At 62.4% G+C, this 22,401-nt stretch carries 21 protein-coding genes and 1 pseudogene; 9 read left to right on the forward strand and 13 right to left on the reverse strand.

Annotation, left to right across the window (positions count from 1 at the left end; genetic code table 11):
• Window positions 1-98: 98 nt before the first annotated feature.
• A complete protein-coding gene (gene rpsD, locus HNQ71_RS00865) occupies window positions 99-716 on the reverse strand; it encodes a 30S ribosomal protein S4 (protein ID WP_013895883.1) in 618 nt (205 codons plus the stop codon).
• A gap of 380 nt (window positions 717-1,096) precedes the next feature.
• Between rpsD and HNQ71_RS00870 the strand changes: the two genes are divergently transcribed.
• Window positions 1,097-1,294: a hypothetical protein gene (locus HNQ71_RS00870; RefSeq protein ID WP_184870755.1), complete on the forward strand. Its 198-nt coding sequence runs from the start codon at window positions 1,097-1,099 to the stop codon at window positions 1,292-1,294.
• A 113-nt stretch (window positions 1,295-1,407) separates the two neighbouring features.
• On the opposite strand, the gene HNQ71_RS00875 is transcribed toward HNQ71_RS00870, so the two are convergent.
• Window positions 1,408-1,596 (reverse strand): DUF3008 family protein, encoded by a 189-nt coding sequence (locus HNQ71_RS00875; protein WP_111542522.1) that lies wholly within the window; start codon window positions 1,594-1,596, stop codon window positions 1,408-1,410.
• Window positions 1,597-1,762: 166 nt separating this feature from the next.
• Between HNQ71_RS00875 and HNQ71_RS00880 the strand changes: the two genes are divergently transcribed.
• Window positions 1,763-3,145 carry an RNB domain-containing ribonuclease gene (locus HNQ71_RS00880; protein WP_184870756.1) on the forward strand — a complete coding sequence of 461 codons (1,383 nt, stop codon included), beginning with the start codon at window positions 1,763-1,765 and terminating at the stop codon, window positions 3,143-3,145.
• On the opposite strand, the gene murI is transcribed toward HNQ71_RS00880, so the two are convergent.
• Together murI and HNQ71_RS00890 are read right to left on the reverse strand one after the other, a co-directional pair.
• The gene (gene murI / locus HNQ71_RS00885) at window positions 3,142-3,957 is read right to left on the reverse strand and encodes a glutamate racemase (protein ID WP_184870757.1); all 816 of its coding nucleotides are present in this window, start codon (window positions 3,955-3,957) and stop codon (window positions 3,142-3,144) included. The two genes, HNQ71_RS00880 and murI, sit on opposite strands and share 4 nt — an antisense overlap.
• On the reverse strand, window positions 3,950-4,876 hold the full coding sequence (locus HNQ71_RS00890) for an RNA methyltransferase (RefSeq protein WP_184870758.1): 927 nt from the start codon (window positions 4,874-4,876) through the stop codon (window positions 3,950-3,952). Before HNQ71_RS00890 ends, murI begins: the two co-directional genes overlap by 8 nt.
• Window positions 4,877-5,368: 492 nt before the next feature.
• On the opposite strand from HNQ71_RS00890, the gene HNQ71_RS00895 reads away from it, so the two are divergent.
• From HNQ71_RS00895 to HNQ71_RS00910, 4 genes are all read left to right on the forward strand, one after another.
• Entirely contained in the window at window positions 5,369-6,346 is a 978-nt protein-coding gene (locus tag HNQ71_RS00895) for a right-handed parallel beta-helix repeat-containing protein (protein ID WP_246461136.1), read from the forward strand.
• A 441-nt stretch (window positions 6,347-6,787) separates the two neighbouring features.
• Window positions 6,788-7,765: a right-handed parallel beta-helix repeat-containing protein gene (locus HNQ71_RS00900; RefSeq protein WP_210333719.1), complete on the forward strand. Its 978-nt coding sequence runs from the start codon at window positions 6,788-6,790 to the stop codon at window positions 7,763-7,765.
• A gap of 264 nt (window positions 7,766-8,029) precedes the next feature.
• Window positions 8,030-9,241 carry an NADP-dependent isocitrate dehydrogenase gene (locus HNQ71_RS00905; RefSeq protein ID WP_095085403.1) on the forward strand — a complete coding sequence of 404 codons (1,212 nt, stop codon included), beginning with the start codon at window positions 8,030-8,032 and terminating at the stop codon, window positions 9,239-9,241.
• A gap of 127 nt (window positions 9,242-9,368) precedes the next feature.
• The gene (locus HNQ71_RS00910; RefSeq protein WP_184870759.1) at window positions 9,369-9,995 is read left to right on the forward strand and encodes a glutathione S-transferase family protein; all 627 of its coding nucleotides are present in this window, start codon (window positions 9,369-9,371) and stop codon (window positions 9,993-9,995) included.
• A gap of 19 nt (window positions 9,996-10,014) precedes the next feature.
• Here HNQ71_RS00910 and HNQ71_RS00915 read toward each other — a convergent pair whose 3' ends face one another.
• From HNQ71_RS00915 to recA, 5 genes are all read right to left on the reverse strand, one after another.
• On the reverse strand, window positions 10,015-10,809 hold the full coding sequence (locus HNQ71_RS00915; RefSeq protein ID WP_343067984.1) for a PhzF family phenazine biosynthesis protein: 795 nt from the start codon (window positions 10,807-10,809) through the stop codon (window positions 10,015-10,017).
• Window position 10,810: 1 nt separating this feature from the next.
• Window positions 10,811-11,284 carry a DUF2269 family protein gene (locus tag HNQ71_RS00920; protein ID WP_184870760.1) on the reverse strand — a complete coding sequence of 158 codons (474 nt, stop codon included), beginning with the start codon at window positions 11,282-11,284 and terminating at the stop codon, window positions 10,811-10,813.
• Window positions 11,281-12,576 carry an SDR family oxidoreductase gene (locus tag HNQ71_RS00925; protein ID WP_184870761.1) on the reverse strand — a complete coding sequence of 432 codons (1,296 nt, stop codon included), beginning with the start codon at window positions 12,574-12,576 and terminating at the stop codon, window positions 11,281-11,283. Before HNQ71_RS00925 ends, HNQ71_RS00920 begins: the two co-directional genes overlap by 4 nt.
• Before the next feature lie 10 nt (window positions 12,577-12,586).
• Window positions 12,587-15,253, reverse strand: coding sequence for an alanine--tRNA ligase (gene alaS / locus HNQ71_RS00930; protein ID WP_184870762.1), 2,667 nt, complete (start codon window positions 15,251-15,253; stop codon window positions 12,587-12,589).
• 390 nt (window positions 15,254-15,643) lie between these two features.
• Window positions 15,644-16,741 carry a recombinase RecA gene (recA, locus tag HNQ71_RS00935; protein WP_095085392.1) on the reverse strand — a complete coding sequence of 366 codons (1,098 nt, stop codon included), beginning with the start codon at window positions 16,739-16,741 and terminating at the stop codon, window positions 15,644-15,646.
• 281 nt (window positions 16,742-17,022) lie between these two features.
• Between recA and HNQ71_RS00940 the strand changes: the two genes are divergently transcribed.
• Window positions 17,023-17,967: a carbohydrate kinase family protein gene (locus HNQ71_RS00940; protein WP_184870763.1), complete on the forward strand. Its 945-nt coding sequence runs from the start codon at window positions 17,023-17,025 to the stop codon at window positions 17,965-17,967.
• A 75-nt stretch (window positions 17,968-18,042) separates the two neighbouring features.
• A complete protein-coding gene (locus HNQ71_RS00945) occupies window positions 18,043-18,960 on the forward strand; it encodes a pseudouridine-5'-phosphate glycosidase (RefSeq protein ID WP_184870764.1) in 918 nt (305 codons plus the stop codon).
• Between the two features lie 200 nt (window positions 18,961-19,160).
• On the opposite strand, the gene HNQ71_RS00950 is transcribed toward HNQ71_RS00945, so the two are convergent.
• Complete coding sequence (locus HNQ71_RS00950; RefSeq protein WP_184870765.1) at window positions 19,161-19,490, reverse strand: TfoX/Sxy family protein; 330 nt, start codon at window positions 19,488-19,490, stop codon at window positions 19,161-19,163.
• Between the two features lie 91 nt (window positions 19,491-19,581).
• On the opposite strand from HNQ71_RS00950, the pseudogene HNQ71_RS00955 reads away from it, so the two are divergent.
• Window positions 19,582-20,074, forward strand: a pseudogene (locus tag HNQ71_RS00955) (GFA family protein).
• A 132-nt stretch (window positions 20,075-20,206) separates the two neighbouring features.
• On the opposite strand, the gene sufA reads toward HNQ71_RS00955, so the two are convergent.
• The 3 genes from sufA to HNQ71_RS00970 all read right to left on the reverse strand — a co-directional run bounded on the left by sufA (window position 20,207) and on the right by HNQ71_RS00970 (window position 22,337).
• Window positions 20,207-20,587 (reverse strand): Fe-S cluster assembly scaffold SufA, encoded by a 381-nt coding sequence (gene sufA / locus HNQ71_RS00960; RefSeq protein WP_140662016.1) that lies wholly within the window; start codon window positions 20,585-20,587, stop codon window positions 20,207-20,209.
• A gap of 110 nt (window positions 20,588-20,697) precedes the next feature.
• Window positions 20,698-21,090, reverse strand: a complete 393-nt coding sequence (locus HNQ71_RS00965) for an SUF system Fe-S cluster assembly protein (RefSeq protein WP_184870766.1) — start codon at window positions 21,088-21,090, stop codon at window positions 20,698-20,700.
• 5 nt (window positions 21,091-21,095) lie between these two features.
• Complete coding sequence (locus tag HNQ71_RS00970; protein WP_184870767.1) at window positions 21,096-22,337, reverse strand: SufS family cysteine desulfurase; 1,242 nt, start codon at window positions 22,335-22,337, stop codon at window positions 21,096-21,098.
• Window positions 22,338-22,401: the final 64 nt, after the last annotated feature.

A 22,401-nucleotide genomic window follows, 5' to 3' on the forward strand; every position in this document is an offset into this window, starting at 1 on the left:
GCTTTCGTGGCCAAGAGTGCCCGGATTAGCGGACATGGCAGACAAAGAAAAGGCCGCCTCGACGGGCGGCCTTTGGATGGTGTCGCAAATGAGATCGCTTAGCGCGAATAGAATTCGACGACTAGGTTCGGTTCCATCTGCACGGCGAAGGGAACGTCAGCCAGGCCGGGAATGCGCGAGAAGGTCGCGACCATCTTGTTGTGATCGGCTTCGATGTAGTCCGGCACGTCGCGCTCGGCCAAGCCCACCGATTCCAGAACGATGACCAACTGCTTCGACTTTTCGCGGACTTCGACGACGTCGCCCGGCTTGCAGCGGTACGAGCCGATGTTGACGCGCTTGCCGTTGACGTTGACGTGGCCGTGGTTGACGAACTGACGGGCGGCGAAAATCGTCGGCACGAACTTGGCGCGGTAGACGACCGCATCGAGACGCGACTCGAGCAGGCCGATCAGGTTCTCGGAGGTGTCGCCCTTGCGGCGATCGGCCTCTTCATAGACCTTGCGGAACTGCTTTTCCGAAACGTCGCCATAGTGACCCTTCAGCTTCTGCTTGGCGCGCAGCTGCAGGCCGAAATCGGAAAGCTTGCCCTTGCGGCGCTGACCATGCTGGCCGGGGCCGTATTCACGCTTGTTGACCGGGGACTTCGGGCGGCCCCAGATATTTTCGCCGAGACGGCGGTCGATCTTGTACTTCGCGGATTCGCGCTTGCTCATCGCATTCCCTTTTCAAAACAACACACCCGGAACCTCATGGTCCGAGTGAAGGAAACGCGCCCTCCTCTGGCCCCCGTTTTCGAGACCTGACAGGGTTTTCCCACGCAACGCGGCGGAAAACCCACGGGACACGTCATTTCAAACAAGATCAGAAACGACTAGGCATCTTGATCTTGCGCATACAAAACAAACACCGGACATCGCTGCCCGGTGGTTGTGACGGCTGGTTAAACCGAGATTCAACCGGTGTCAAGCTTGTGACTGGCATAGGGCCCGGCGACAAGATACCCGTTTTCCCGCGTAGATGCAGTGCCGGATGTGGCGAGAGGTTGTTGCGCCAACGGCATCAGGAACGGACTGGAGCGAGGAGCGCAAGACTTATGAAGAAATTCTTCCTTACCCTGGCAGGCGCTACGGTGCTTGTGGGCTCGATGGCGGTGGCGCCGGAACCGGCGATGGCGCGTCATTGGCACGGACACAAACAGGTTTGCCGCATCATCGTGACGAAGAGAGTGGTGTGGCGGCATGGTCACCGCAGGGTGATCGTCCACAGGGTACGGCGCTGCCACTGGTGGTGATACCGGACTGGGCCCGGTAGACCGGGAAATAACCCATCCATCGCAATGATCGAAGCCCGCGGTTCATCCGCGGGCTTTTATTTTGGTGCCTTTCCAAACGCACGCTGCCAGGGTCAGCTGTCCGATTTCCTTTCCGGCAGTCCCTTGCGCTTTGTCTCGGCGAACTCCTCGAGCTGCTTTTCGCTCATCGATTCATACATTCCCTTCGAAGCGCCTTTGAGCTCGCTCTTTTTGGTCTCGCCGCGCTTGGCCGACAAAGCGGCGCCGGCGGCTTTCTGCTGGGCTTTCGAGGTGGCTGGCATGGCTGTTTCTCCGTTGCTCTCAGAAGAAACGCTCCGCTTCGGTGACGGTTCCAGCCCCCGGTGGCTCGGTTCCCGGCCCCCTTGGTGCCCGTTCGCCACGTGGTTAGGCTTGGTGATTTTCGCTGGCAGCCTTCCCGTGTCTGGAACCCCAGTGTAGGACGGCTGAATGAAATCTCTGACCGATCCCTCACAAGCTCTCTCCACTGGCCTGGCGAAAATCCGCACCGAATTCCACGTGCCAGATGGATTTCCGGTAGGCGTAGTGGCCGCCGCGGAGGCGGCGGCCAAACGTGCGCCCAACCAGCATGCCGATCGAACGGCGGTGCCCTTCGTCACGCTCGATCCGGCGAGCTCCACCGATCTTGATCAGGCGTTCTCAATCGAGGCGAGCGGCGGCGATCTTCTGCTGCATTACGCCATTGCCGACGTAGCCTGGTTCGTCGAGGACGGTGACGCGATCGATCTCGAAGCCTGGACGCGGGGCGAGACGCTTTACTTGCCGGACGGCAAGGCCGGGCTCTACCCGCCGGTAATTGCCGAGGGTGCAGCGAGCCTGTTGCCGGATGGATCGCGGCCAGCGGTTGTCTTCACGGTCCGGGTTGCGCAGGACGGTGCGACGAAGTTGGACGGCGCGGAGCGGGCAATCATTCAAAGCCGCGCGAAGCTCGCCTATGACAGTGTGAAGGCCTCCGATGTTCCGGCCGGCTTCGCCGAAATGGCGCGACGCATGGGAATGAACGAAAAGCGTCGTGGTGCTTCGCGCGTCGACCCACCCGAGCAGGAGGTTGAAAAGCTCGCCGATGGTACATTCCGGCTTTCGTTCAGACCGCTGCTGCAATCCGAGCAAGACAACGCCGCGCTTTCGCTCGCTGCAAACATGTCGATTGCCGACGCCATGTTTGCGCACCATACCGGGTTGTTTCGGGTGATGTCGGAGCCAGATGCTTTCAGGGTGCAAAGACTGCGCAGCGCGGCACGGGCTCTCGGGCTGTCTTGGCCGGCCTCCACCAGCTTGCGCGACTATCAGCGAACCCTCGACCCGACCGATCCGCAACAGGCGGCGCTGATGCTGGAAATCCGCCATGCAAGCGCCGGCGCGTCCTACCAACCCTACAAAGAAGGTGTTGTCCCTTGGCATGAGGCGATGGCAGCGACCTATGCCCATGCAACGGCGCCACTCAGGCGACTGGCCGATCGCTATGTCGTGCGCTGCGCGCTGGCCATCGCCAATGGCCAGCCGGTGTCCCAGGCTGTCACCGACGCGTTCGCCAGATTGCCGCAGGTGATGGGGCGTGCGGATAGCCACGCTTCGCAGATCAACCACGCGGCTATCGACCTTGCCGAGGCGGTAATGCTGAAGGGTCGCGAGGGCGAGACGTTCAAAGCTGCCGTCACCGACGTCGTCGACCATGGCGTGCGCGTTCAGCTTGCCGACATGCCTGTCGTTGCCAACGTAAAGGCCTCCGGGCTTACACAGGGCGACGATCTGACGCTAAGGCTGGTCTTGGCCGATCCAGATCAACGCAGCATCGTCTTCGAACCTGTTTAAGCGGCAGAGGTTTCCGCCGCCATCTGGCTCACGACCAGCCCGAACCCCTGCATTAGCCGGCTGGTGGCGAAATCCACCTTGCCGGAGGTGAAGACCGCAATGTCAGGCTCACCCACCGGCAAAGGTCCGTCGACCGGCGCCAGCAGCGACATGGCGCGGCGGGCGATCGCTTCGGCCGGGTCGATCCAGTCGACCGGCCATGGCGCGGTCTTGCGCATGCGATTGGCCAGGAACGGATAATGCGTGCAGCCGAGCACGACGATGTCGGTGCGGGCACCGTCCTTCTCGACGAAGCATGGCGCGATCTCCTGGCGGACGATCTCCTCGTCGACGAACCCCTCGCGCATGTAGATTTCCGCCAGCGGCGCCAGCCGGTCGGAGCCGACCAGCCGCACATGGCATTTCTGCGCCCATTTGCTGATCAGGTCGCGCGTGTATTGACGCTTGACCGTGCCGGGCGTCGCCAGCACCGAGACGAGGCCTGACCGCGTGCGCTCGGCCGCCGGCTTGATCGCCGGCACCGTGCCGACAAAAGGGTGTCCGGGGAATTTCTCGCGCAAAGCGTCGATCACTAGCGTCGATGCGGTGTTGCACGGGATGACCGAAATCTCGGGCTGGAATTTTTCCAGCAGCGCGCCGAACAGGCCAAGGATATGGGCGTTGAGGGCCGGTTCCTCCCAGGCGCCATAGGGGAAGGCGGCATCGTCGGCGACATAGACGAAGCGGCGGTCGGGCATCAGCACGCGCGCCTCGCGCAGCACCGTGAGCCCGCCGATGCCGGAATCGAACATCAGGATCGGCCGCTCAGTCATTGTCGGTGCCCTTTCCGCCGAGCGGCGGCATGTCGTCATCCTTGCCGGTGCCTGCAGCCTTGTCTGCCAGGCGATCGCCTTCCGCCTTGCGGGCCCGCGCCACGGCCGCCGGCAATCGTCTTGGATCGTCGCCCGGGGAACCCTCGCCACGCGGCATCGCCGGTGAAAACCTGTCCAGGGACGAAATGATGCCGCGCAGCACCTTCAGCTCCGGCTCGGCAAAGCCGGCACGCGTCAGCACGGCGCGCAAATTGTCGACCATCTTCGGCTTCTTCGGTGCCGGACGGAAATAACCGCGCGCTTCCAACGCGCCTTCGAGATAGGCAAACAACCCGTGCAGCTCTTCCTTGCTGGCCGGCTTCATGTCCGGACCGGAAAAGTTGGTTTTGGTCTCGTCTTCCAGGCCGGACTTCATCCACTCGTAGGACATCAGCAAGGCCGCCTGGGCGATGTTGAGCGAGGAGAAATCGGGATCGACGGGGAAGGTGACGATCTCGTCGGCAAGGCCGACCTCGTCATTGTAGAGGCCGAAGCGCTCGCGGCCGAACAGGATGCCGGTGCGCTGGCCCATTGCGTGACGGGTCCGGAGCACCCTGCCCGCTTCCACCGGGCCGCGGACGGATTTGAAGCCGTCGCGCTGCCTGGCCGTGGTCGCGAAAACAAAGTTCAGATCGGCGAGCGCCGAGGCCAGGTCGTCGAACACCTTCACGGCGTCGATGACATGGTCGGCGCGGCTGGCGGCCGCGCGCGCCTTCTCGCTCGGCCAACCGTCGCGAGGGTTGACCAGGCGCAGTTCCGACAGGCCGAAATTGGCCATGGCACGAGCCACCATGCCGATGTTCTCACCGAGCTGCGGCTCGACGAGGATGATCGCCGGGCCAGCGGTCGTGAGGCCGTGCTGTAAGTCCATTCCTGTCATGTTTTCCAGATGATTGCGCCACGAAGTCTCCGCGTCCTGCCATATCGATGCGGCTTTTTGAAGAGTTATCGGCCACTTGGCCGACAAACAGCCTTGCGCCGTCCCTCGAAAGATTGGCGGGATGCGGCATTGCAGTCGTGCTCTCAACCAAAGGACATCCGACCTCGTTGCTGGGTGATGGCTCGACCGTGGCGCCCCAAACCGCCGGCAAATGGAAACACGGGTGCTCGCTGTTGCTATTGACGATGTTTCCCATTTTTAGAAATCATCTACGATCCGAATGCATATTTATTTACGATGACCCATCGCGTCGGTGGAAAATCAAATTAGAAAAAGGTAATCTCCCGCCCGCTTGGGTCCAGCGTGTATTGACGAATGGTATTGAGAAGACGGAGCGTGTCTTGCACACTCCCGTCGTCTATTTATGCCCCAAGCATTTCATCGCGGATTTCAACGGCCGACGAGGGCGTTGGCCAAATCTAGGAGGGGCAAATGAAAATCGTACGGTTTTTCCTTTCACTCGCCATGTTGCTTGCAGCGTCGGCCTTCCTGATTGCGCCAGCTTCGGCGCAGGCGACACGGACATGGGTTTCCGGCGTTGGCAACGACGCCGATCCGTGCAGCCGAACCGCACCTTGCAAGACGTTTGCCGGCGCCATCTCGAAGACGGCGACGGCCGGCGAAATCAACTGTCTCGACCCGGGTGGCTTCGGCACGGTCACCATCACCAAATCCATCACCATCGACTGCAAAACGACGGAAGGTGGTGTGCTTGCGTCCCTCGTGAACGGCATCATCGTCAACACGCCCGTCGGCTCGGCGGTGCATCTTCGCGGCCTCGACATAGACGGTGTAGGCAATGGCCTCGACGGCGTTCGGATGCTTGGCCAAGGTCAACTTCATATCGAGGACTGCAACATAGAGCGAATGGGCGGCAACGGCGTCGAATTTCTCCCTAACGGCAACAGCGAACTCTACATAAGCAACACGCGCATAGCCGAGACAGGCGCCGAAGGTGTTCTCATCAAGACGACTGGGGCCGTGGGAATCAATGCCATCCTTTCAAGGGTGGAAATCACCAACAGCGCCAGCGGCATTCTTATCGACGGCACAGGCAACACCGTGGCCATGAACCTGACGCTCACCAACAGCCTAGTCAGCGGCAATACCGGCAACGGCGTGGTGGTCAAATCCGTCGCAGCGGCATCGCCGGTGCGTGCGACGATTACCGGCAATACGATCAGCGCCAATGCCGGCACCGGCGTCAACGCCAACGGTGCGGCAGCCAGCGGCAACGGAAGCGCCATCGCCTTTCTCGGCGGATCGACGATCTTCGGCAATGTCGCCGGGGTCAGCAATACCGGGAGCGGCGCCGTCCAGTCGTTCAAGAACAACATGATCTCCGGCAACCTGACCGACGGCACACCGCTCACCGCCTTCCCGGGACCTGGCGGTGCGCCGCTGCAATAAGCGACCGCCGCCTCCGCGGCAGTATGAAACAAGCGATGCCGGCTGCCCCGCGAGGGATAGGCGGCATCGCCTCTTGGTTCCCTGTTGCCACAGCAGCAGCCTGCGTCTTCCGCTACCCGGTTGCACCGCTCGACCATGGCGGCCCAAACCGTCGACAAATGGACCCGCCCGTGCCGCTGTCGGCATTGGCGATATTTTCCATTTGTAAAAATCATCCATGATCCGAATGCATATTTATTTACGATGACGCGTCGCGTCACTGGAGAATCAAATTAGAAAAAGGTAATCTCCCGACCGCTTGGGTATTCAATGAGTATCGACGGTTGGTATTTGGAAAATGGAGTGTGTCCTGCACGCTCCCGTCATTTATTTGTGCCCCAAGCATTTCGACACGGGTTTCCATGGGCAACGAGGGCGTTGGCCAAAATCTAGGAGGGGCAATTGAAAATTGTACGGTTTTTCCTTTCACTCGCTGTGTTGGCTCTGGCGTCAGCCTTCCTGATTGCGCCAGCTTCCGCGCAAGCGACACGGACGTGGGTTTCCGGCGTTGGTGACGACGCCAATCCGTGCAGCCGAACGGCACCTTGCAAGACGTTTGCCGGCGCCATCTCGAAGACGGCGACGGCCGGCGAAATCAACTGTCTCGATCCGGGAGGCTTTGGCGCGGTCACCATCACCAAATCCATCACCATCGACTGCAAAACGACGGAAGGTGGTGTGCTTGCGTCCCTCGTGAACGGCATCATCGTCAACACGCCCGTCGGCTCGGCGGTGCATCTTCGCGGCCTCGACATAGACGGTGTAGGCAATGGCCTCGACGGCGTTCGGATGCTTGGCCAAGGTCAACTTCATATCGAGGACTGCAACATAGAGCGAATGGGCGGCAACGGCGTCGAATTTCTCCCTAACGGCAACAGCGAACTCTACATAAGCAACACGCGCATAGCCGAGACAGGCGCCGAAGGTGTTCTCATCAAGACGACTGGGGCCGTGGGAATCAATGCCATCCTTTCCAGGGTGGAAATCACCAACAGCGCCAGCGGCATTCTTGTCGACGGCACTGGCAATACCGTTGCCATGAACCTGACACTGACCAACAGCCTTATCAGCGGCAACACCGGCAACGGCGTGGCGATCAAATCCGTCGCCGCGGCATCGCCGGTGCGTGCGACGATTACCGGCAATACGATCAGCGCCAATGCCGGCAGCGGTGTCAACGCGAACGGTGCGGCAGCCAGCGGCAACGGAAGCGCCATCGCCTTTCTCGGCGGATCGACGATTTTCGGCAATGTTACCGGGGTCAGCAATACCGGGAGCGGCGCCGTCCAGTCGTTCAAGAACAACATGATCGCCGGCAACGTAGCCGACGGCACGCCGCTCACCGCCTTCCCGGGACCTGGCGGTGCGCCGCTGCAATAAGCGACCGCCGCTTCTGCGGCAGCATGAAATAAGGCGATGCCGGCTGCCCCGCGAGGGGCAGCCGGCATCGCCTTTTTTTGTTCTCGATTTATCGCAATTCCGGACAGAAAATCGCTTCGCACTTTTCTTGGAATTGCTCTGGCAGCAGCCTGCGTCTGCGTCGTCCCGGTTTGCACCGCTCTGATCGCTTTGCTATAGGCGAAGTTCCTACTCTGGCGAGGTCTGCCCCGCCATCACCCAACTGTTGAACGAGGCATTCTTTCCATGGCGAAGATCAAGGTGGCGAACCCGGTCGTCGAACTCGACGGCGACGAGATGACCCGCATCATCTGGCAGTTCATCAAGGACAAGCTGATCCACCCATATCTCGACCTCAAGCTTGAATATTACGACCTCGGCATCGAGCACCGTGACGCCACCAACGACCAGGTGACCATCGATTCGGCCAACGCCATCAAGAAATACGGCGTCGGCGTGAAATGCGCGACGATCACGCCCGACGAGCAGCGCGTCGAGGAATTCAAGCTCAAGAAGATGTGGAAGTCGCCGAACGGCACCATCCGCAACATCCTCGGCGGCACCATCTTCCGCGAGCCGATCATCATGAAGAACGTGCCGCGCCTGGTGCCGGGCTGGACCAAGCCGATCATCGTCGGCCGTCACGCCTTCGGCGACCAGTACCGCGCCACCGATTTCCGCTTTCCCGGCAAGGGCAAGCTGACGATCAAGTTCGTCGGCGAGGACGGCAAGGTCATCGAGCACGATGTCTACGATGCGCCGGGCGCCGGCGTCGCCATGGCCATGTACAATCTCGACGATTCCATCCGCGAGTTCGCCCGTGCTTCGCTGAATTACGGCCTGCTGCGCAACTATCCGGTCTATCTCTCGACCAAGAACACCATCCTCAAGGCCTATGACGGGCGCTTCAAGGACATCTTCCAGGAAGTCTACGAGGCTGAGTTCGAGGCCGAGTTCAAGTCGAAGAAGCTGTGGTACGAGCACCGGCTGATCGACGACATGGTAGCGTCCAGCCTGAAATGGTCCGGCGGCTATGTCTGGGCCTGCAAGAACTATGACGGCGACGTCCAGTCCGATACCGTTGCGCAAGGGTTCGGTTCGCTCGGCCTGATGACCTCGGTGCTGATGACACCGGACGGCAAGACGGTGGAAGCCGAAGCCGCGCACGGCACTGTCACCCGCCACTACCGGCAGCACCAGAAGGGCGAGGAGACCTCGACCAATTCGATCGCCTCGATCTTTGCTTGGACGCGCGGCCTCGCGCACCGCGCCAAGCTCGATGACAATGCCGAGTTGAAGCGCTTTGCCGAGACGCTGGAAAAGGTCTGCATCCAGACGGTCGAGAGCGGTTTCATGACCAAGGACCTGTCGCTGCTGATCGGCCCCGACCAGCCCTGGCTCTCGACCACCGGCTTCCTCGACAAGATCGACGAGAACCTGCAAAAGGCGATGGCGTAACCGGCCTAAAGCGCGTCGCGTTCGAACAGATTCAGGCGACGCGCACTAGGTCTTTGTTTCCATGCATGTCGTTCTCGCAAAACCGGAACCACTTTTGCGCGACATGCATGAGACCCGGGAGGGTATCATGGGCAAGCCCGTCGTCTACGGCGCGGACTACAGCGTCTATGTGCGCATCGTGCGGCTCGTGCTCGAGGAGAAAGGCATCGACTACGGGCTTGTGCCGGTCGATGTCTTTGCCGCCGAGGGCATTCCCGCCTGGTACTTCGAACATCACCCGTTCGGCCGCATCCCGGCCTTCGAGCATGACGGGTTTCGCCTTTTCGAGACGAGCGCGATTGCGGGCTATGTCGACGAAGCCTTTGACGGGCCGGCGCTGCAGCCGAAGGATCCGCGCGGCCAGGCGCGGATGAAGCAGGTCATCGGCATGCTCGACGCCTATGCCTATCGGTCGATGGTCTGGGATGTCGCGGTCGAGCGGCTGGAGAAGGAGGCACCCGACGAGGCGCTGATCGCCAACGGGCTTTCGCAGGCGAGCAGAGCGCTTCGGACGCTCTCCTCGCTGAAGGCGCCGGGGCCATGGTTGCTTGGCGACCAGCTGACGCTAGCCGACCTGCATGCGGCGCCGATCATCGGCTATTTCGTCAAGGTCGCCGAGGGGCAGAAGCTGCTCGCCGGGTTCCCCGAGATTCAGGCCTGGTGGGACCGGATCGCGGCCCGTCCAAGCTTTGCCGCGAGCGGTCCGGCGGCCTGATCAGGCCTGCGCCCGTTGTTCATTCCGGAAGGTAGTTTTCCGCCTTCATAAAGGTCTTGGCACGACCTAGGATCAGCACGCGATCTCCGGCCAGATCACACAAAAGATGCCCGCCGCGCTGTGAGCACTGGAACGCCGACAGGTGGGTCTTGCCGAGTTTTTCAACCCAGTACGGCACCAGCGTCGCATGAATTGAACCGGTCACCGGATCCTCGGGAATGCCAGCTCCGGGAACGAAATAGCGGGAGACGAAATCATGCTTTTGGCCGCGCGCGGTAATGACAAGGCCAAGCGGGTGGAAAGCGCCGATCCTGAGCAGATCGGGAACGAAGGACCGGACGGATTGCTCGTCGGCAAGCTCGACGAACAGGTTCTCAAAATTGCGAAAGCTCGCAACCGGATGCGGCGACAATATCTCCTGCAGCGCATGTAAGGTTTCGCCTTCGACGGGCTGCGGCGGAAAACATGGCAGATCGAGCTGGTAGGCGCCTTGCCGCTGACAGACCCGCAACTCGCCCACACGCGTGGCAAAGGCCATGTCACCAGCCACATCGTGTTGCGAGGCCAGCACATGGGCGGTCGCCAGGGTGGCGTGTCCGCAGAAGTCGACTTCGTGAACGGGTGTGAACCAGCGCAAGTCCCAGCCCTTGCCGTTCGGCCGCGCAAAGGCGGTTTCGGCAAGATTGTTCTCTTTTGCGATGGCCTGCATCACCTCGTCCGCCAGCCAGTCCTGCAGGATGAGGACGGCAGCGGGGTTGCCCTGAAAGGCGCGCTCGGCAAAAGCATCGACCTGGTACATGGTCAGCGTGGGCACATCATCCTCCGAAAAAACTGATCTCCGGCCGGGCGACCATCAGCCAAAGGATGGCCAGCACGGCAGCGAAGGCCGGAAAACCGCAAGCAAACCAGATACGAAAAAGGCGCTTTTCCTCGACAGGCAGCGGTCGATTTTCAATAGCCGCCTGTCGCGCCAGATTTCGTATCCGAATCTGAATCCAGACCACCGGCAGCCAGAACAGACCCGTCACGACATAAAGCAGCAGGGACAGCACGATCCAGCCCTCGGACAGCGGCCATCCCAATGCCTGGGCAAGCAACACGCCTGATATGGGCTGCACGACGACCGCGGTTGCCGTGAATATGGTGTCGGCGACGACAACCGTGCCCGCGACATGGGCGACGAGGTCGGCGCGACCGGTGCGCTGCGCCATTAGCATGAAGAAGGCGATCCCGGCGCCAGTGCCGAAGAGAACATGCGTCCAGCGCAGTATGTCGGCCCAGAGGTTCATCGTTCGTCGAGGACCGCCAGCGCTACAAGCACCAGGCACAGCATGGGGATCGTCTTGACCAGCGGCCCCAACGGCGCGAGCCATAGACCGGGAACGAGAAGCGTCGACGCCACCAGATAAAACAGCGTGATCGCAATCATCGCCAGCAGCGCTGGCCGGGCTAAAGACCGGACCAGAACCGCCGCGCCGGCAAGGATATCCGCGGCACCGCCGGCAACCACCGACATATCTGCCAGATTCGGCGACACGCCGCGTGAAACAAGAATGGAAGCGGCCTCGTCTTGCCGGATCAGGCCGATGATGCCCGAAGCAAGCCAGAACACGGCCAGGCTGCCGAAGATGACAGGTTTTGCCAGCCAGAGGCGCGCGAACCATCGTTCTTGGACATGGGCCGGCATGGCGGCCAGCGTTGCTTCCAGCGGCTGCAGCGGATGGCCGCAAATCTGGTTCCATGGCCCGGCATTGCCGGTGACGCCGCGCGCCAGCGCGGCAAGCGCTGCGCTGCGCAACGGCGATCGCCAGCCAAGGAGGCCAAGGCCATCGGCAATGGCGGCGGCAAGCCGGCCGACAATGGCCGGCATCGGTACGACCTTCGCCTTCGGCAGGCCAAGCCAGGCACGAAAGGCTGAGAGAACATCGGCGAGCGGTCTGGCCTCGGCCTCGACGAGATCGACGGCAGTACGAGGCGGCAGCGATCCGGTGACCGCGCGCGAGACCGCTTCAGCAACGTCGGTGACCGCCACGGTCTGAATCGGCTGACGCGACATGACGGCAGGGATAAAGCCGGGGAAGGCTGCAAGGGCGCGCAAAAGTGCTGTCCCGCCATAGGCGGCGGGCGCGATCACCAAACCCGGGCGCAGGATCGTCCACTCCAGTGAAGAGCTTGCGACAGCCCTGTCGCCTTGCGCCTTGCTGTTGAAGAAAGCATCGGCGGAGGAGAGGTCGGCGCCGATCGCGGAAATCTGCGCAAAACGGCGCACGCCGGCCTGTTCGCATGCCGCGACCAGCGCCACCACCGAATGCCGGTGGATGGCGTCGAGGCGATCGCGCGGGCCGTCCTGCAAGGCGCCTGCCGCATTGACGACTGCATCCATGCCGGTGACCACCGGCAGCCAGTCCTCGGCGGCGAGCAGCCGCGACATGTCGGCGGCGATCCAGCGCACCGCCGGCCAGCGCCGCTCGGCATCCACGACATCGCGCCCAAGCCCGGCCACATGATGACCGTCGCGAAGCAGACGGCCGACGACGGCTTCGCCGATCAGACCGTAGCCGCCAAGGACGAGCACCTTCATGCAGGGACTTTCAGGCTGCCTCCAGCGCCGCCTTGACCGCGGCGATCGCGTCACCGGCTTTCGAAGCGTCGGGGCCACCGGCCTGCGCCATGTCGGGCCGGCCGCCGCCGCCCTGACCGCCCAACGCGGCGGAGGCCACGCGCACCAGATCGACGGCGCTGAAACGACCGACCAGATCATCGGTGACAGCGACCACGACGCTCGCCTTGTTGTCCTCAGCCGTGCCGACGAAGACGACGACGCCGGAACCGAGCGAGCTCTTGCCGGCATCGGCCAGCGGCTTCAGATCCTTCGGCGAAACACCGGAAACTGCTTTGCCGAGGAAGCCGACGCCGGCGACAGTCTCGTTCTCCGACGGCGCACCTGCCGCGGCACCGCCGCCCAGCGCGAGTTTCTTGCGCGCCTCGGTCAGTTCCTTCTCGAGCTTCTTGCGCTCGTCGAGCAGCGCCTCGACGCGTGCCGGCACGTCGGCCGGCGAGATCTTCAGCGTGGCGGCGACCGATTTCAAACGCCGGTCCTGCTCGTCGAGATGCTTGCGCGCGGCTTCGCCGGTCAAAGCCTCGATGCGGCGCACGCCGGCGGCGACCGCGCTGTCCGACACGACACGCACCAGGCCGATATCGCCTGTCGCCCTGACATGCGTGCCGCCGCAGAGCTCGACAGAATAGGGCCGGTTGGCCTTGGCGCCATGCAGGCCGGTGCCCATCGACACGACGCGCACTTCATCGCCGTACTTCTCGCCGAACAGCGCCATGGCGCCCTCGGCAATGGCGTCGTCGACCGACATCAGGCGCGTGCTCACCGGGCTGTTCTGGACGACGATCTCGTTCGCCATGCGCTCGACGTCTTCGAGTTCCTCGGGTGAAATGGGCTTGTTGTGCGAGATGTCGAAACGCAGGCGCTCGGGCGCGACCAGCGAACCCTTCTGCGCGACATGGCTACCTAGCACCTCGCGCAGCGCCTCATGGATCAAGTGCGTCGCGGAATGGTTCGCGCGGAGCCTGGAGCGTCTGCCATGGTCGACCTTCAGCTCGACGGCCGCACCGGTCTTGACCGTGCCGCTGGCCACCTTGCCGATATGGACGAACAGCCCATCGGCCTTCTTCTGCGTATCGGAAATCTCGATCGAGAAGCCTTCGCCTGAAATGACGCCCGTGTCGCCCATCTGGCCACCGGACTCGGCATAGAACGGCGTCTGGTTGACGACCACGGCAACCGCCTCGCCCTTGCTTGCGCTGTCGACGGTCTTGCCGTCCCTGACAAGCGCCTGGATGAGGCCTTCCGCCTGCTCGGTCTCGTATCCGAGGAATTCGGTGGCGCCCGCCTTCTCGCGCACCGGGAACCAGATCGTCTCGGTGGCCGCGTCGCCGGAGCCTGCCCAGTGAGCGCGCGCCTCGGCCCTCTGCCGCTCCATGGCATTGGTGAAACCGGCCAGATCGACCGAAATGCTGCGCTGGCGCAATGCATCCTGCGTCAAGTCGAGCGGGAAGCCATAGGTGTCGTAGAGCTTGAACGCCGTCTCGCCATCCAGCATGTCGCCGGCGCTTAGTTTTTCCGTCGCCTCCGAAAGCAGGCCGAGGCCACGCACCAGCGTCTTGCGGAAACGCGTTTCCTCGAGCTTCAGGGTCTCGGTGATCAACTGCTCGCCGCGCACCAGTTCCGGATAGGCCTGGCCCATCTCGCGCACCAGAGCCGGCACCAGCTGCCACATCAGCGGATCGCGGGCACCGAGCAACTGCGCATGGCGCATGGCGCGGCGCATGATGCGGCGCAGGACATAGCCACGACCTTCATTCGACGGCAGCACGCCATCGGCGACCAGGAAGGAAGACGAGCGCAGATGATCGGCGATGACGCGGAAGGACGCGACCGTTTCCTTGTCGGGACCGTGCCCGATGGCGGACGACGCCGCGTCGATCAGATGACGGAACAGGTCAGTTTCAAAGACGCTTTCCACCCCTTGCAGGATGGACGCCATACGCTCCAGGCCCATGCCGGTGTCGATCGACGGGCGCGGCAGGTCGATGCGCTCCTCCTTCGTCACCTGTTCATACTGCATGAACACCAGGTTCCAGAATTCGAGGAAACGATCGCCATCCTCCTCCGGGCTGCCTGGAGGGCCGCCCCAGATGTGTTCACCGCGGTCGATGAAGATCTCCGAGCACGGCCCGCACGGTCCGGTGTCGCCCATCGCCCAGAAATTGTCCGAGGTCGCGATGCGAATGATGCGGTCGTCGGAAAACCCGGCAATCTTCTTCCAGAAACCGGCCGCCTCGTCGTCCGTGTGATAGACGGTGACCAGCAGCTTGTCCTTGTTGAGCCCGAATTCCTTGGTGATCAGGTTCCAGGCAAGCTCGATGGCGCGCTCCTTGAAATAGTCGCCAAAGGAGAAATTGCCGAGCATTTCGAAGAAGGTCAGATGGCGCGCGGTGTAGCCGACATTGTCGAGGTCGTTGTGCTTGCCGCCGGCGCGGACACTCTTCTGCGCGGTCGAGGCGCGCGAATAGGGCCGCTTCTCCAGGCCGGTAAAGACGTTCTTGAACTGCACCATGCCGGCGTTGGTGAACATCAGCGTCGGATCGTTGCGCGGCACCAGCGGGCTCGACGCGACGATCTCGTGTCCCTCCTTGCGGAAGTAGTCGAGAAAAGTCGACCGGATCTCGTTCACGCCACTCATGAATGCTGCCTTTTCGAGAAAACCGCCGGCAGGCCGGCGGAAAATGGGCTCTGGTCTCAAAGCGCGTCGCGCTGAAAACCGATTCAGTCGACGCGCCTTAAGTTTTTGCTTCCATGCATGTCGTTGTCCCAAAACCGCTGCGCACTTTTGAGCGACATCCATAAGGAAATAGACTTGGCCTTTTAGCGGTCGCACCGCACCCTGTCCAGAAACACGGAATTGGTCCAAATCGTGCGCCTGCCGACCATCAGCGCCAGCCGCAAAAACGAAAAACCGCCGGCTCGAAAGCCGGCGGTTTGGAACGCAAAAAACACTGAACTCAATTACATAAGCTTGAGATAATAGAACAGGATTATGGCCGATCTTCGGCCGGCATCCTGCACGAAGTTGTTACATCGCGCCGGATTCCTCCTCGAAACCGTCGTCGCCGCTCTCGGCGCCACCATTCTCGAGGAATTTCTCGGCGATCAACCCGGCATTCTGCCTGAGCGCCAGTTCGATCTCGCGCGCCGTGTCGGGATTGTCGCGCAGGAACAGTTTGGCATTCTCGCGGCCCTGGCCGAGACGCTGCGAATTGTAGGAGAACCAGGCGCCCGACTTCTCGACCACGCCGGCCTTGACGCCGAGGTCGACCAGTTCGCCGGTCTTGGATACGCCCTCGCCATACATGATGTCGAACTCGACCACCTTGAAGGGCGGCGCCAGCTTGTTCTTGACCACCTTGACGCGGGTCTGGTTGCCGACGACCTCGTCGCGGTCCTTGACCGAGCCGATGCGGCGGATGTCGAGGCGAACCGAGGCGTAGAATTTCAGAGCATTGCCGCCCGTCGTGGTCTCGGGCGAACCGAACATGACGCCGATCTTCATGCGGATCTGGTTGATGAAGATGACCATGGTGTTGGAGCGTGAGATCGAGGCGGTCAGCTTGCGCAGCGCCTGGCTCATCAGGCGGGCCTGCAGGCCAGGCAGCGAATCGCCCATCTCGCCTTCGATTTCGGCACGCGGCGTCAGTGCCGCGACCGAATCGACCACCAGCACGTCGATGGCACCGGAGCGCACCAGTGTGTCGCAGATTTCCAGCGCCTGTTCACCAGTGTCGGGCTGCGAGATCAGAAGGTTTTCCAGATCGACGCCAAGCTTGCGGGCATAGACCGGATCGAGCGCATGCTCGGCATCGACGAAGGCGCAGATGCCACCCTTCTTCTGGGCTTCCGCAACAGTGTGCAGCGCCAGCGTCGTCTTGCCCGAGCTTTCCGGCCCGTAGATTTCGATGATACGGCCGCGCGGCAGGCCACCGACGCCAAGCGCGATGTCGAGGCCGAGGGAGCCGGTCGGCACGGTTTCGATCTCGACGACCTGCTCGTTCGCGCCGAGCCGCATGATCGAGCCCTTGCCGAAAGCCCGCTCGATTTGCGACAGCGCCGCGTCCAGAGCCTTTGATTTGTCCACCGCTTTGTCCTCTACCAGCCGCAAAGAATTCTGAGCCATGATACATCACCCCTTGGTCGTCAATGAAGGCCGGACAATCCGTAATCCCTGCCTATTTGTACCTTTTTTGTTCTCGTTTGGCAAGAGGGTTCAAGTATCTGAAAGGCAATCAATATCCGGATTTGTTCTTTTTTTGTCCCAAGAATCACATCAGGAACGCACCTCGCATTGGGCCAGACCGCGTACCCGTTTCGATCTGCCGAATCGCCTGCCTGCATGCGAAGCTTCGTCACGCAGCCTAGCGCTTGTGCGGCTGGAATAACAAAGGTCATATCGCCGGCATGGTGAAATCTCCAAGAATCCTGGCCGTGGGCGGCGCCCATATCGACCGGCGTGGCCAGGTGTCCGGCGCTTACGTGCCGGCCGCGTCCAATCCCGGCACGATGCGCGAGGATGTTGGCGGCGGCGTCTTCAATGCCTTGCGCACCGCGGTCCGGCGCGGCGCCTCGGCCTCGCTGCTATCGGTGCGCGGCGGCGATGCCGCTGCCGATACGGTTTCACGGGCCATCGCCAAAGCCGGGATTGTCGACCTGTCGGCGGTGTTCCTCGATCGCACGACGCCAAGCTATACGGCGCTGATCGACAGCGAGGGCGAGCTGATCGTCGGCTTTGCCGACATGGCGCTCTATGAGCTGGCGTTTCCCAAGCAGGTGAGGCGCTCCAAGGTGCGCGAGGTACTCGCTGCCGCCGATGCCGTCTTCTGCGACGCCAACCTGCCGACGGCGGCACTGGAGCGGCTCGTGACACTCGCCGCCGGCAAACCCGTCTTCGCCATTGCCATTTCGCCGGCCAAGATCGTGCGCCTGAGGCCGGTGCTCGGCAATCTGGCCGTCGTCTTCATGAACCTGCGCGAGGCGACCGCACTTGCCGGCCTGGACGGTGCGGCCTCGGGGCAGGACATCGTCGACGGGCTGAAACGCGCAGGGCTCAAAAGCGGCGTGGTGACAGCGGGCGGCGCTTCGATGCTGGGCTTCGATGAAGCCGGCACCTTCTCGATCCTGCCGCCGACGCCAAGAAAGGTCACTGACGTCACCGGGGCCGGCGATGCGCTGGCGGGGGCGACGGTCGCTGCCTCGCTGCGCGGCATGCCGTTGCGCGCATCCCTGCGCGAAGGCATTGCCGCGGCGACACTGGCCATCGAAAGCGCCGACGCGGTCCCCGATTTCACCGCCGCTGATTTCGCCGAGGCGCTGGCTCTTGTGCCGGATGCGCAGGAAGTGGCATGAGACCGGCCAGTTCATAGTGCCGGAGTGTTTTCGCGCGTCCAAGTGGAGGCGCATCGCTCCGGATTGGAGATCAGGATGACACCAGAAACCGCCCGCCCCTTCATCGATATCCATGCGCCGGTGGCACAGGCCTTAGCCACCGGGCGGCCGGTGGTGGCGCTGGAAAGCACCATCATCACCCATGGCATGCCCTACCCCGACAATGGCGCCATGGCGGCCGATGTCGAAAAGATCATCAGCGATGGCGGCGCCGTGCCGGCGACGATCGCCGTGGTCGGCGGCCGCATCAAGATCGGCCTTTCGGACGGCGAACGCGAGTCCCTTGCCATGACCGGCGACGCCATGAAGCTGTCGCGCGCCGACCTCGGCTTCGCGGTGGCGCAAGGGCGCACGGGCGGCACCACCGTCGCCGCCACGATGATCGCGGCGCATATGGTCGGCATCAAGGTGTTCGCCACCGGCGGCATCGGCGGCGTGCACAAGGGTGCGGAAAAGAGTTTTGACATTTCCGCCGACCTTGACGAGCTGGCGCGCACGCCGGTCATCGTCGTGTCGGCCGGCGCCAAGGCCATCCTCGACATCGAAAAGACGCTGGAAGTGCTGGAGACGCGCGGCGTGCCTGTGGTCGGCCATGGCTGCGAGACGATGCCCGCCTTCTGGTCGCGGCATTCGCCGTTCCGCGCGCCACTGACCTTGCACAAACCGGAAGAGATCGCGCATTTCTACCAGACGCGGCAGGCGCTGGGGTTTGGCGGCGGCATGTTGATCGCCAATCCGGTGCCCGAAAACCACGAAATCCCCGCCGAAGAGATGGCCGGCTATATCGAGGCCGCACAGAAGGCTGCCGAAGCGCTCAACGTGACCGGAAAGGCGGTGACGCCATTCCTGCTGTCGAAAATCCTGGAATTGACGGGCGGCAGGAGCCTGAAGACCAACATCGCGCTGGTCGAAAACAACGCAAGGCTGGCGGCGCGGATCGCAAAGGCGCTGTAGGCGGCGAAGGCCCCTCACCCGGATTGCCAAGACCGAATTGCAAGGGGCAATTCGGGGCAATCCGAACTCTCCCCGAGGGGAGAGGAGCCTGCCGGCGCCGACGCCAACCTCTCTCCCCAGCGGGGAGAAGGTGGCCGCGAAGCGGCCCGATGAGGGGCAGCGTCCTCAACCCGATCCTGCCATAGCAGGGTATTAGCCGATCAGGATTTACTTCCCGCCCGCCGCCCCGCCTCGTACGCCCGCCGTGCCCAGACCGTCATCTCGTCGGAATCGTCAAAAGCGCTGTCGGGAATGCTCCAGTAGGGCATGGAGACAAGCTTGCCGTGGCGGGAGCCGGTATAGGTCCACTGCCGGCAGCCGGCGGCCTCGAAGTCCGGAGCGCTTTGCTCGTCGGCCTTCAGCATCAATTCGCCGCGCAGCACGATGGCGACGATGACACCGTCGAAATAGATGCCCTTGCCGCCGAACAGTTTGCGGATGCTGACCGGGCCAAGGCCCTCGAACAGTTCGGCGATGCGTTCATTGTCCATGCCGCTATCATGTCACCGGCATTTGACATTGTCATCGCGCAACCAAGATCATGCTGACAGGTTGAGAACGTTCCTTCGGAGTCTTTTTGTCATGCCGCTTCTGCTCAAGGGTTCATGCCGCTGCAATGCCGTTCGTTTCGAGGTCGAGAGCCACACGCCGGCGCCGTTCATGCTGTGCTACTGCTCGATCTGCCGCAAGCAGCAAGGCGGCGGCGGCTTCGCCATCAATCTCGGCGCCGACAAGGAGACCCTGAACATCAAGGGCAAACGAAACCTTCTTCCGGGCCGAGATCGAGGACGACGAGCATCCGCGGTGCGAGATATCGACCGGCGAGCGCAATTTCTGCCGCAAATGCGGGTCGGCATTGTGGCTCTACGACCCGACATGGCCAGAGTTGGTGCATCCCTTCGCCTCGGCGATCGACATCGATCTGCCGAAGCCGCCGAGCCGGGTGCATCTGATGCTGAAGTACAAGGCCAACTGGGTCGAACCTGATATCGGCAAGGGCGACAAGACGTTCGATGTCTATCCGGAGGAATCCATCGCCGACTGGCACAAGCGGACGGGCATGTGGGTGGAGTGAGACTCTTCACCCCGTTTACGCGGAGAAGATGCCGCCAGGATGAGTGGCGGTGCGAATTTCAGAGAGGCCGGCTCTACCCCTCATCCGGCCCTTCGGGCCACCTTCTCCCCGTAAACGGGGCGAAGGAATGCCTCAAGCCGTGGCGCGTGCTTCCGCGAGTGCCTTGAGGTCAGCCGGCTTCAACTCGACGGATTCGCCGCAGCCGCAGGCCGAGCTCTGGTTCGGGTTGTGGAAGGTGAAACCGGTGCGCAGCGTCGTCTGCTCGAAATCCATCTCGGTGCCGAACAGGAAAAGCGCTGCCTCCGGCGCCACATAGACATGGGCGCCGTCGCGCTCGATGTGGTCGTCCTTGGTGTTGGGTTCGGTCACCAGGTCGACCGTGTATTCCATGCCGGCGCAGCCGCCCTTCTTGATGCCGAGGCGAATGCCATGCGCGTTGTCGCGGGTGGCGACGATCTCGCGCACCCGGTCGGCGGCCTTTTCGGTCATCGTGATGACGGCAAAGCGTCCCATTCTTTTCTTTCTCCATTCCGTGCAGGTTCAAGGCCTGCCGAACGATTCCTCACCTAAAATGGTGAAGTTTTACCACTGGCGCAAGTGCGCCAACCTTGTGAGGCTCGACGCTAGTACCAGCCCACCGCGACCTGCGCCTCTTCCGACATGCGGTCGGGCGACCAAGGCGGGTCGAAGGTCATGTTGACCTCGACGCCGGACACGCCCTCGACGGCGCCGACGGCATTCTCCACCCAACCGGGCATTTCGCCGGCGACCGGGCAGCCCGGCGCAGTCAGCGTCATGTCGATCTTGACCGAGCGATCGTCCTCGATGTCGATCTTGTAGACGAGGCCAAGCTCGTAGATGTCGGCCGGGATTTCCGGGTCGTAGACCGTCTTCAGCGCCGAGACGATGTCGTCGGTCAGCCGCGCCAGCTCGTCGGCGGGAATGGTCGAGCCAGACACCACGCTGTTGGCTGCGGCTTCGGGCGTGGTTTCGGCAGCGATGCTCACATCATCCATGGTCGTCACCCAAAAAACTTGCGCGCTTTTTCAAGCGCCTCGGCCAAAGCGTCGACTTCGGCCCTGGTATTATACATGCCGAACGATGCCCTGCATGTGGAGGTTACGCCAAAGCGTTTCAACAGCGGCTGGGCGCAATGCGTGCCGGCGCGTACGGCAACGCCCTGCCTGTCTATCACCATCGACACGTCATGAGCGTGAATGCCCTGCAGTTCGAACGAGATGATAGCGCCCTTGCCCGGCGCGTCACCGAAGATACGCAGCGAATTGATAGCGCGCAGGCGCTCATGCGCATAGGCCTTGAGATCTTCCTCGTGGGCGGCGATGCGCTCGCGGCCGACCTTTTCCATATAATCCAGTGCGGCGCCCAGCCCGATCGCCTGCACGATCGGCGGCGTGCCGGCCTCGAAGCGGTGCGGCGGCTCGTTGTAGGTGACGATGTCTTCCGTCACCTCCTCGATCATCTCGCCGCCGCCCATGAACGGCCGCATGCCAGAAAGAATGTCCTTCTTGCCATAGAGCACGCCGATGCCCGACGGACCGTAGACCTTGTGGCCGGTGAAGACGAAAAAATCGCAGTCGAGATCCTGCACGTCCACGGCCATGTGCACGGCGCTCTGGCTGCCGTCGACGAGGACGGGAATTCCACGCGCATGCGCAATGCGCACAATCTCCTTGATCGGCGTCACCGTGCCCAGCGCATTCGACATCTGGGTGATGGCGACCAGCTTGGTGCGATCGGTCAGCCGCTTCTCGAACTCCTCGATGTGAAAGACGCCGAGATCGTCAACCGGCACCCAGACCAGTTTGGCGCCCTGCCGCTCGCGGATGAAATGCCAGGGCACGATGTTGGAATGATGCTCCATGATCGACAGCACGATTTCGTCGCCCTCGCCGATGTTGGGCATTCCATAGCCATAGGCGACGGTGTTGATCGCCGACGTCGTGTTCGAGGTGAAGACGATGTTGTCGGTGCTCGGTGCGTTGAGGAAACGACGCACCGTCTCGCGCGCCTTCTCGTAAGCGTCCGTTGCCGCATTGGAGAGAAAATGCAGGCCGCGATGGACGTTGGCGTATTCCTGGGAATAGGCATGCTGGATGGTGTCCAGCACCACCTGCGGCTTCTGCGCCGAGGCGCCATTGTCGAGATAGACCAGCGGCTTGCCGTAGACCTCGCGCGACAGGATCGGGAAGTCGCGGCGGATCGCCTCGACGTCGTAGGGGATGTTTTCGACTTTCTGGTCCACAGCAATCAACCTTCCAATGTGGTTCCCCCTCACCCGACCTCCGCTTCGCTCCGGCCACCCTCTC

It is taken from the genome of Mesorhizobium sangaii, from assembly GCF_014207355.1.
Classification (GTDB): Bacteria; Pseudomonadota; Alphaproteobacteria; order Rhizobiales; family Rhizobiaceae; genus Mesorhizobium; species Mesorhizobium sangaii.

What these genes read in the sequence shown, in the direction of transcription:
- rpsD (WP_013895883.1), bottom strand. Translation starts at nt 716, where the DNA reads ATGAGCAAGCGCGAATCCGCGAAGTACAAGATCGACCGCCGTCTCGGC.
- HNQ71_RS00870 (WP_184870755.1), top strand. Translation starts at nt 1,097, where the DNA reads ATGAAGAAATTCTTCCTTACCCTGGCAGGCGCTACGGTGCTTGTGGGC.
- HNQ71_RS00875 (WP_111542522.1), bottom strand. Translation starts at nt 1,596, where the DNA reads ATGCCAGCCACCTCGAAAGCCCAGCAGAAAGCCGCCGGCGCCGCTTTG.
- HNQ71_RS00880 (WP_184870756.1), top strand. Translation starts at nt 1,763, where the DNA reads ATGAAATCTCTGACCGATCCCTCACAAGCTCTCTCCACTGGCCTGGCG.
- murI (WP_184870757.1), bottom strand. Translation starts at nt 3,957, where the DNA reads ATGACTGAGCGGCCGATCCTGATGTTCGATTCCGGCATCGGCGGGCTC.
- HNQ71_RS00890 (WP_184870758.1), bottom strand. Translation starts at nt 4,876, where the DNA reads ATGACAGGAATGGACTTACAGCACGGCCTCACGACCGCTGGCCCGGCG.
- HNQ71_RS00895 (WP_246461136.1), top strand. Translation starts at nt 5,369, where the DNA reads ATGAAAATCGTACGGTTTTTCCTTTCACTCGCCATGTTGCTTGCAGCG.
- HNQ71_RS00905 (WP_095085403.1), top strand. Translation starts at nt 8,030, where the DNA reads ATGGCGAAGATCAAGGTGGCGAACCCGGTCGTCGAACTCGACGGCGAC.
- HNQ71_RS00910 (WP_184870759.1), top strand. Translation starts at nt 9,369, where the DNA reads ATGGGCAAGCCCGTCGTCTACGGCGCGGACTACAGCGTCTATGTGCGC.
- HNQ71_RS00920 (WP_184870760.1), bottom strand. Translation starts at nt 11,284, where the DNA reads ATGAACCTCTGGGCCGACATACTGCGCTGGACGCATGTTCTCTTCGGC.
- HNQ71_RS00925 (WP_184870761.1), bottom strand. Translation starts at nt 12,576, where the DNA reads ATGAAGGTGCTCGTCCTTGGCGGCTACGGTCTGATCGGCGAAGCCGTC.
- alaS (WP_184870762.1), bottom strand. Translation starts at nt 15,253, where the DNA reads ATGAGTGGCGTGAACGAGATCCGGTCGACTTTTCTCGACTACTTCCGC.
- recA (WP_095085392.1), bottom strand. Translation starts at nt 16,741, where the DNA reads ATGGCTCAGAATTCTTTGCGGCTGGTAGAGGACAAAGCGGTGGACAAA.
- HNQ71_RS00940 (WP_184870763.1), top strand. Translation starts at nt 17,023, where the DNA reads ATGGTGAAATCTCCAAGAATCCTGGCCGTGGGCGGCGCCCATATCGAC.
- HNQ71_RS00945 (WP_184870764.1), top strand. Translation starts at nt 18,043, where the DNA reads ATGACACCAGAAACCGCCCGCCCCTTCATCGATATCCATGCGCCGGTG.
- HNQ71_RS00950 (WP_184870765.1), bottom strand. Translation starts at nt 19,490, where the DNA reads ATGGACAATGAACGCATCGCCGAACTGTTCGAGGGCCTTGGCCCGGTC.
- sufA (WP_140662016.1), bottom strand. Translation starts at nt 20,587, where the DNA reads ATGGGACGCTTTGCCGTCATCACGATGACCGAAAAGGCCGCCGACCGG.
- HNQ71_RS00965 (WP_184870766.1), bottom strand. Translation starts at nt 21,090, where the DNA reads ATGGATGATGTGAGCATCGCTGCCGAAACCACGCCCGAAGCCGCAGCC.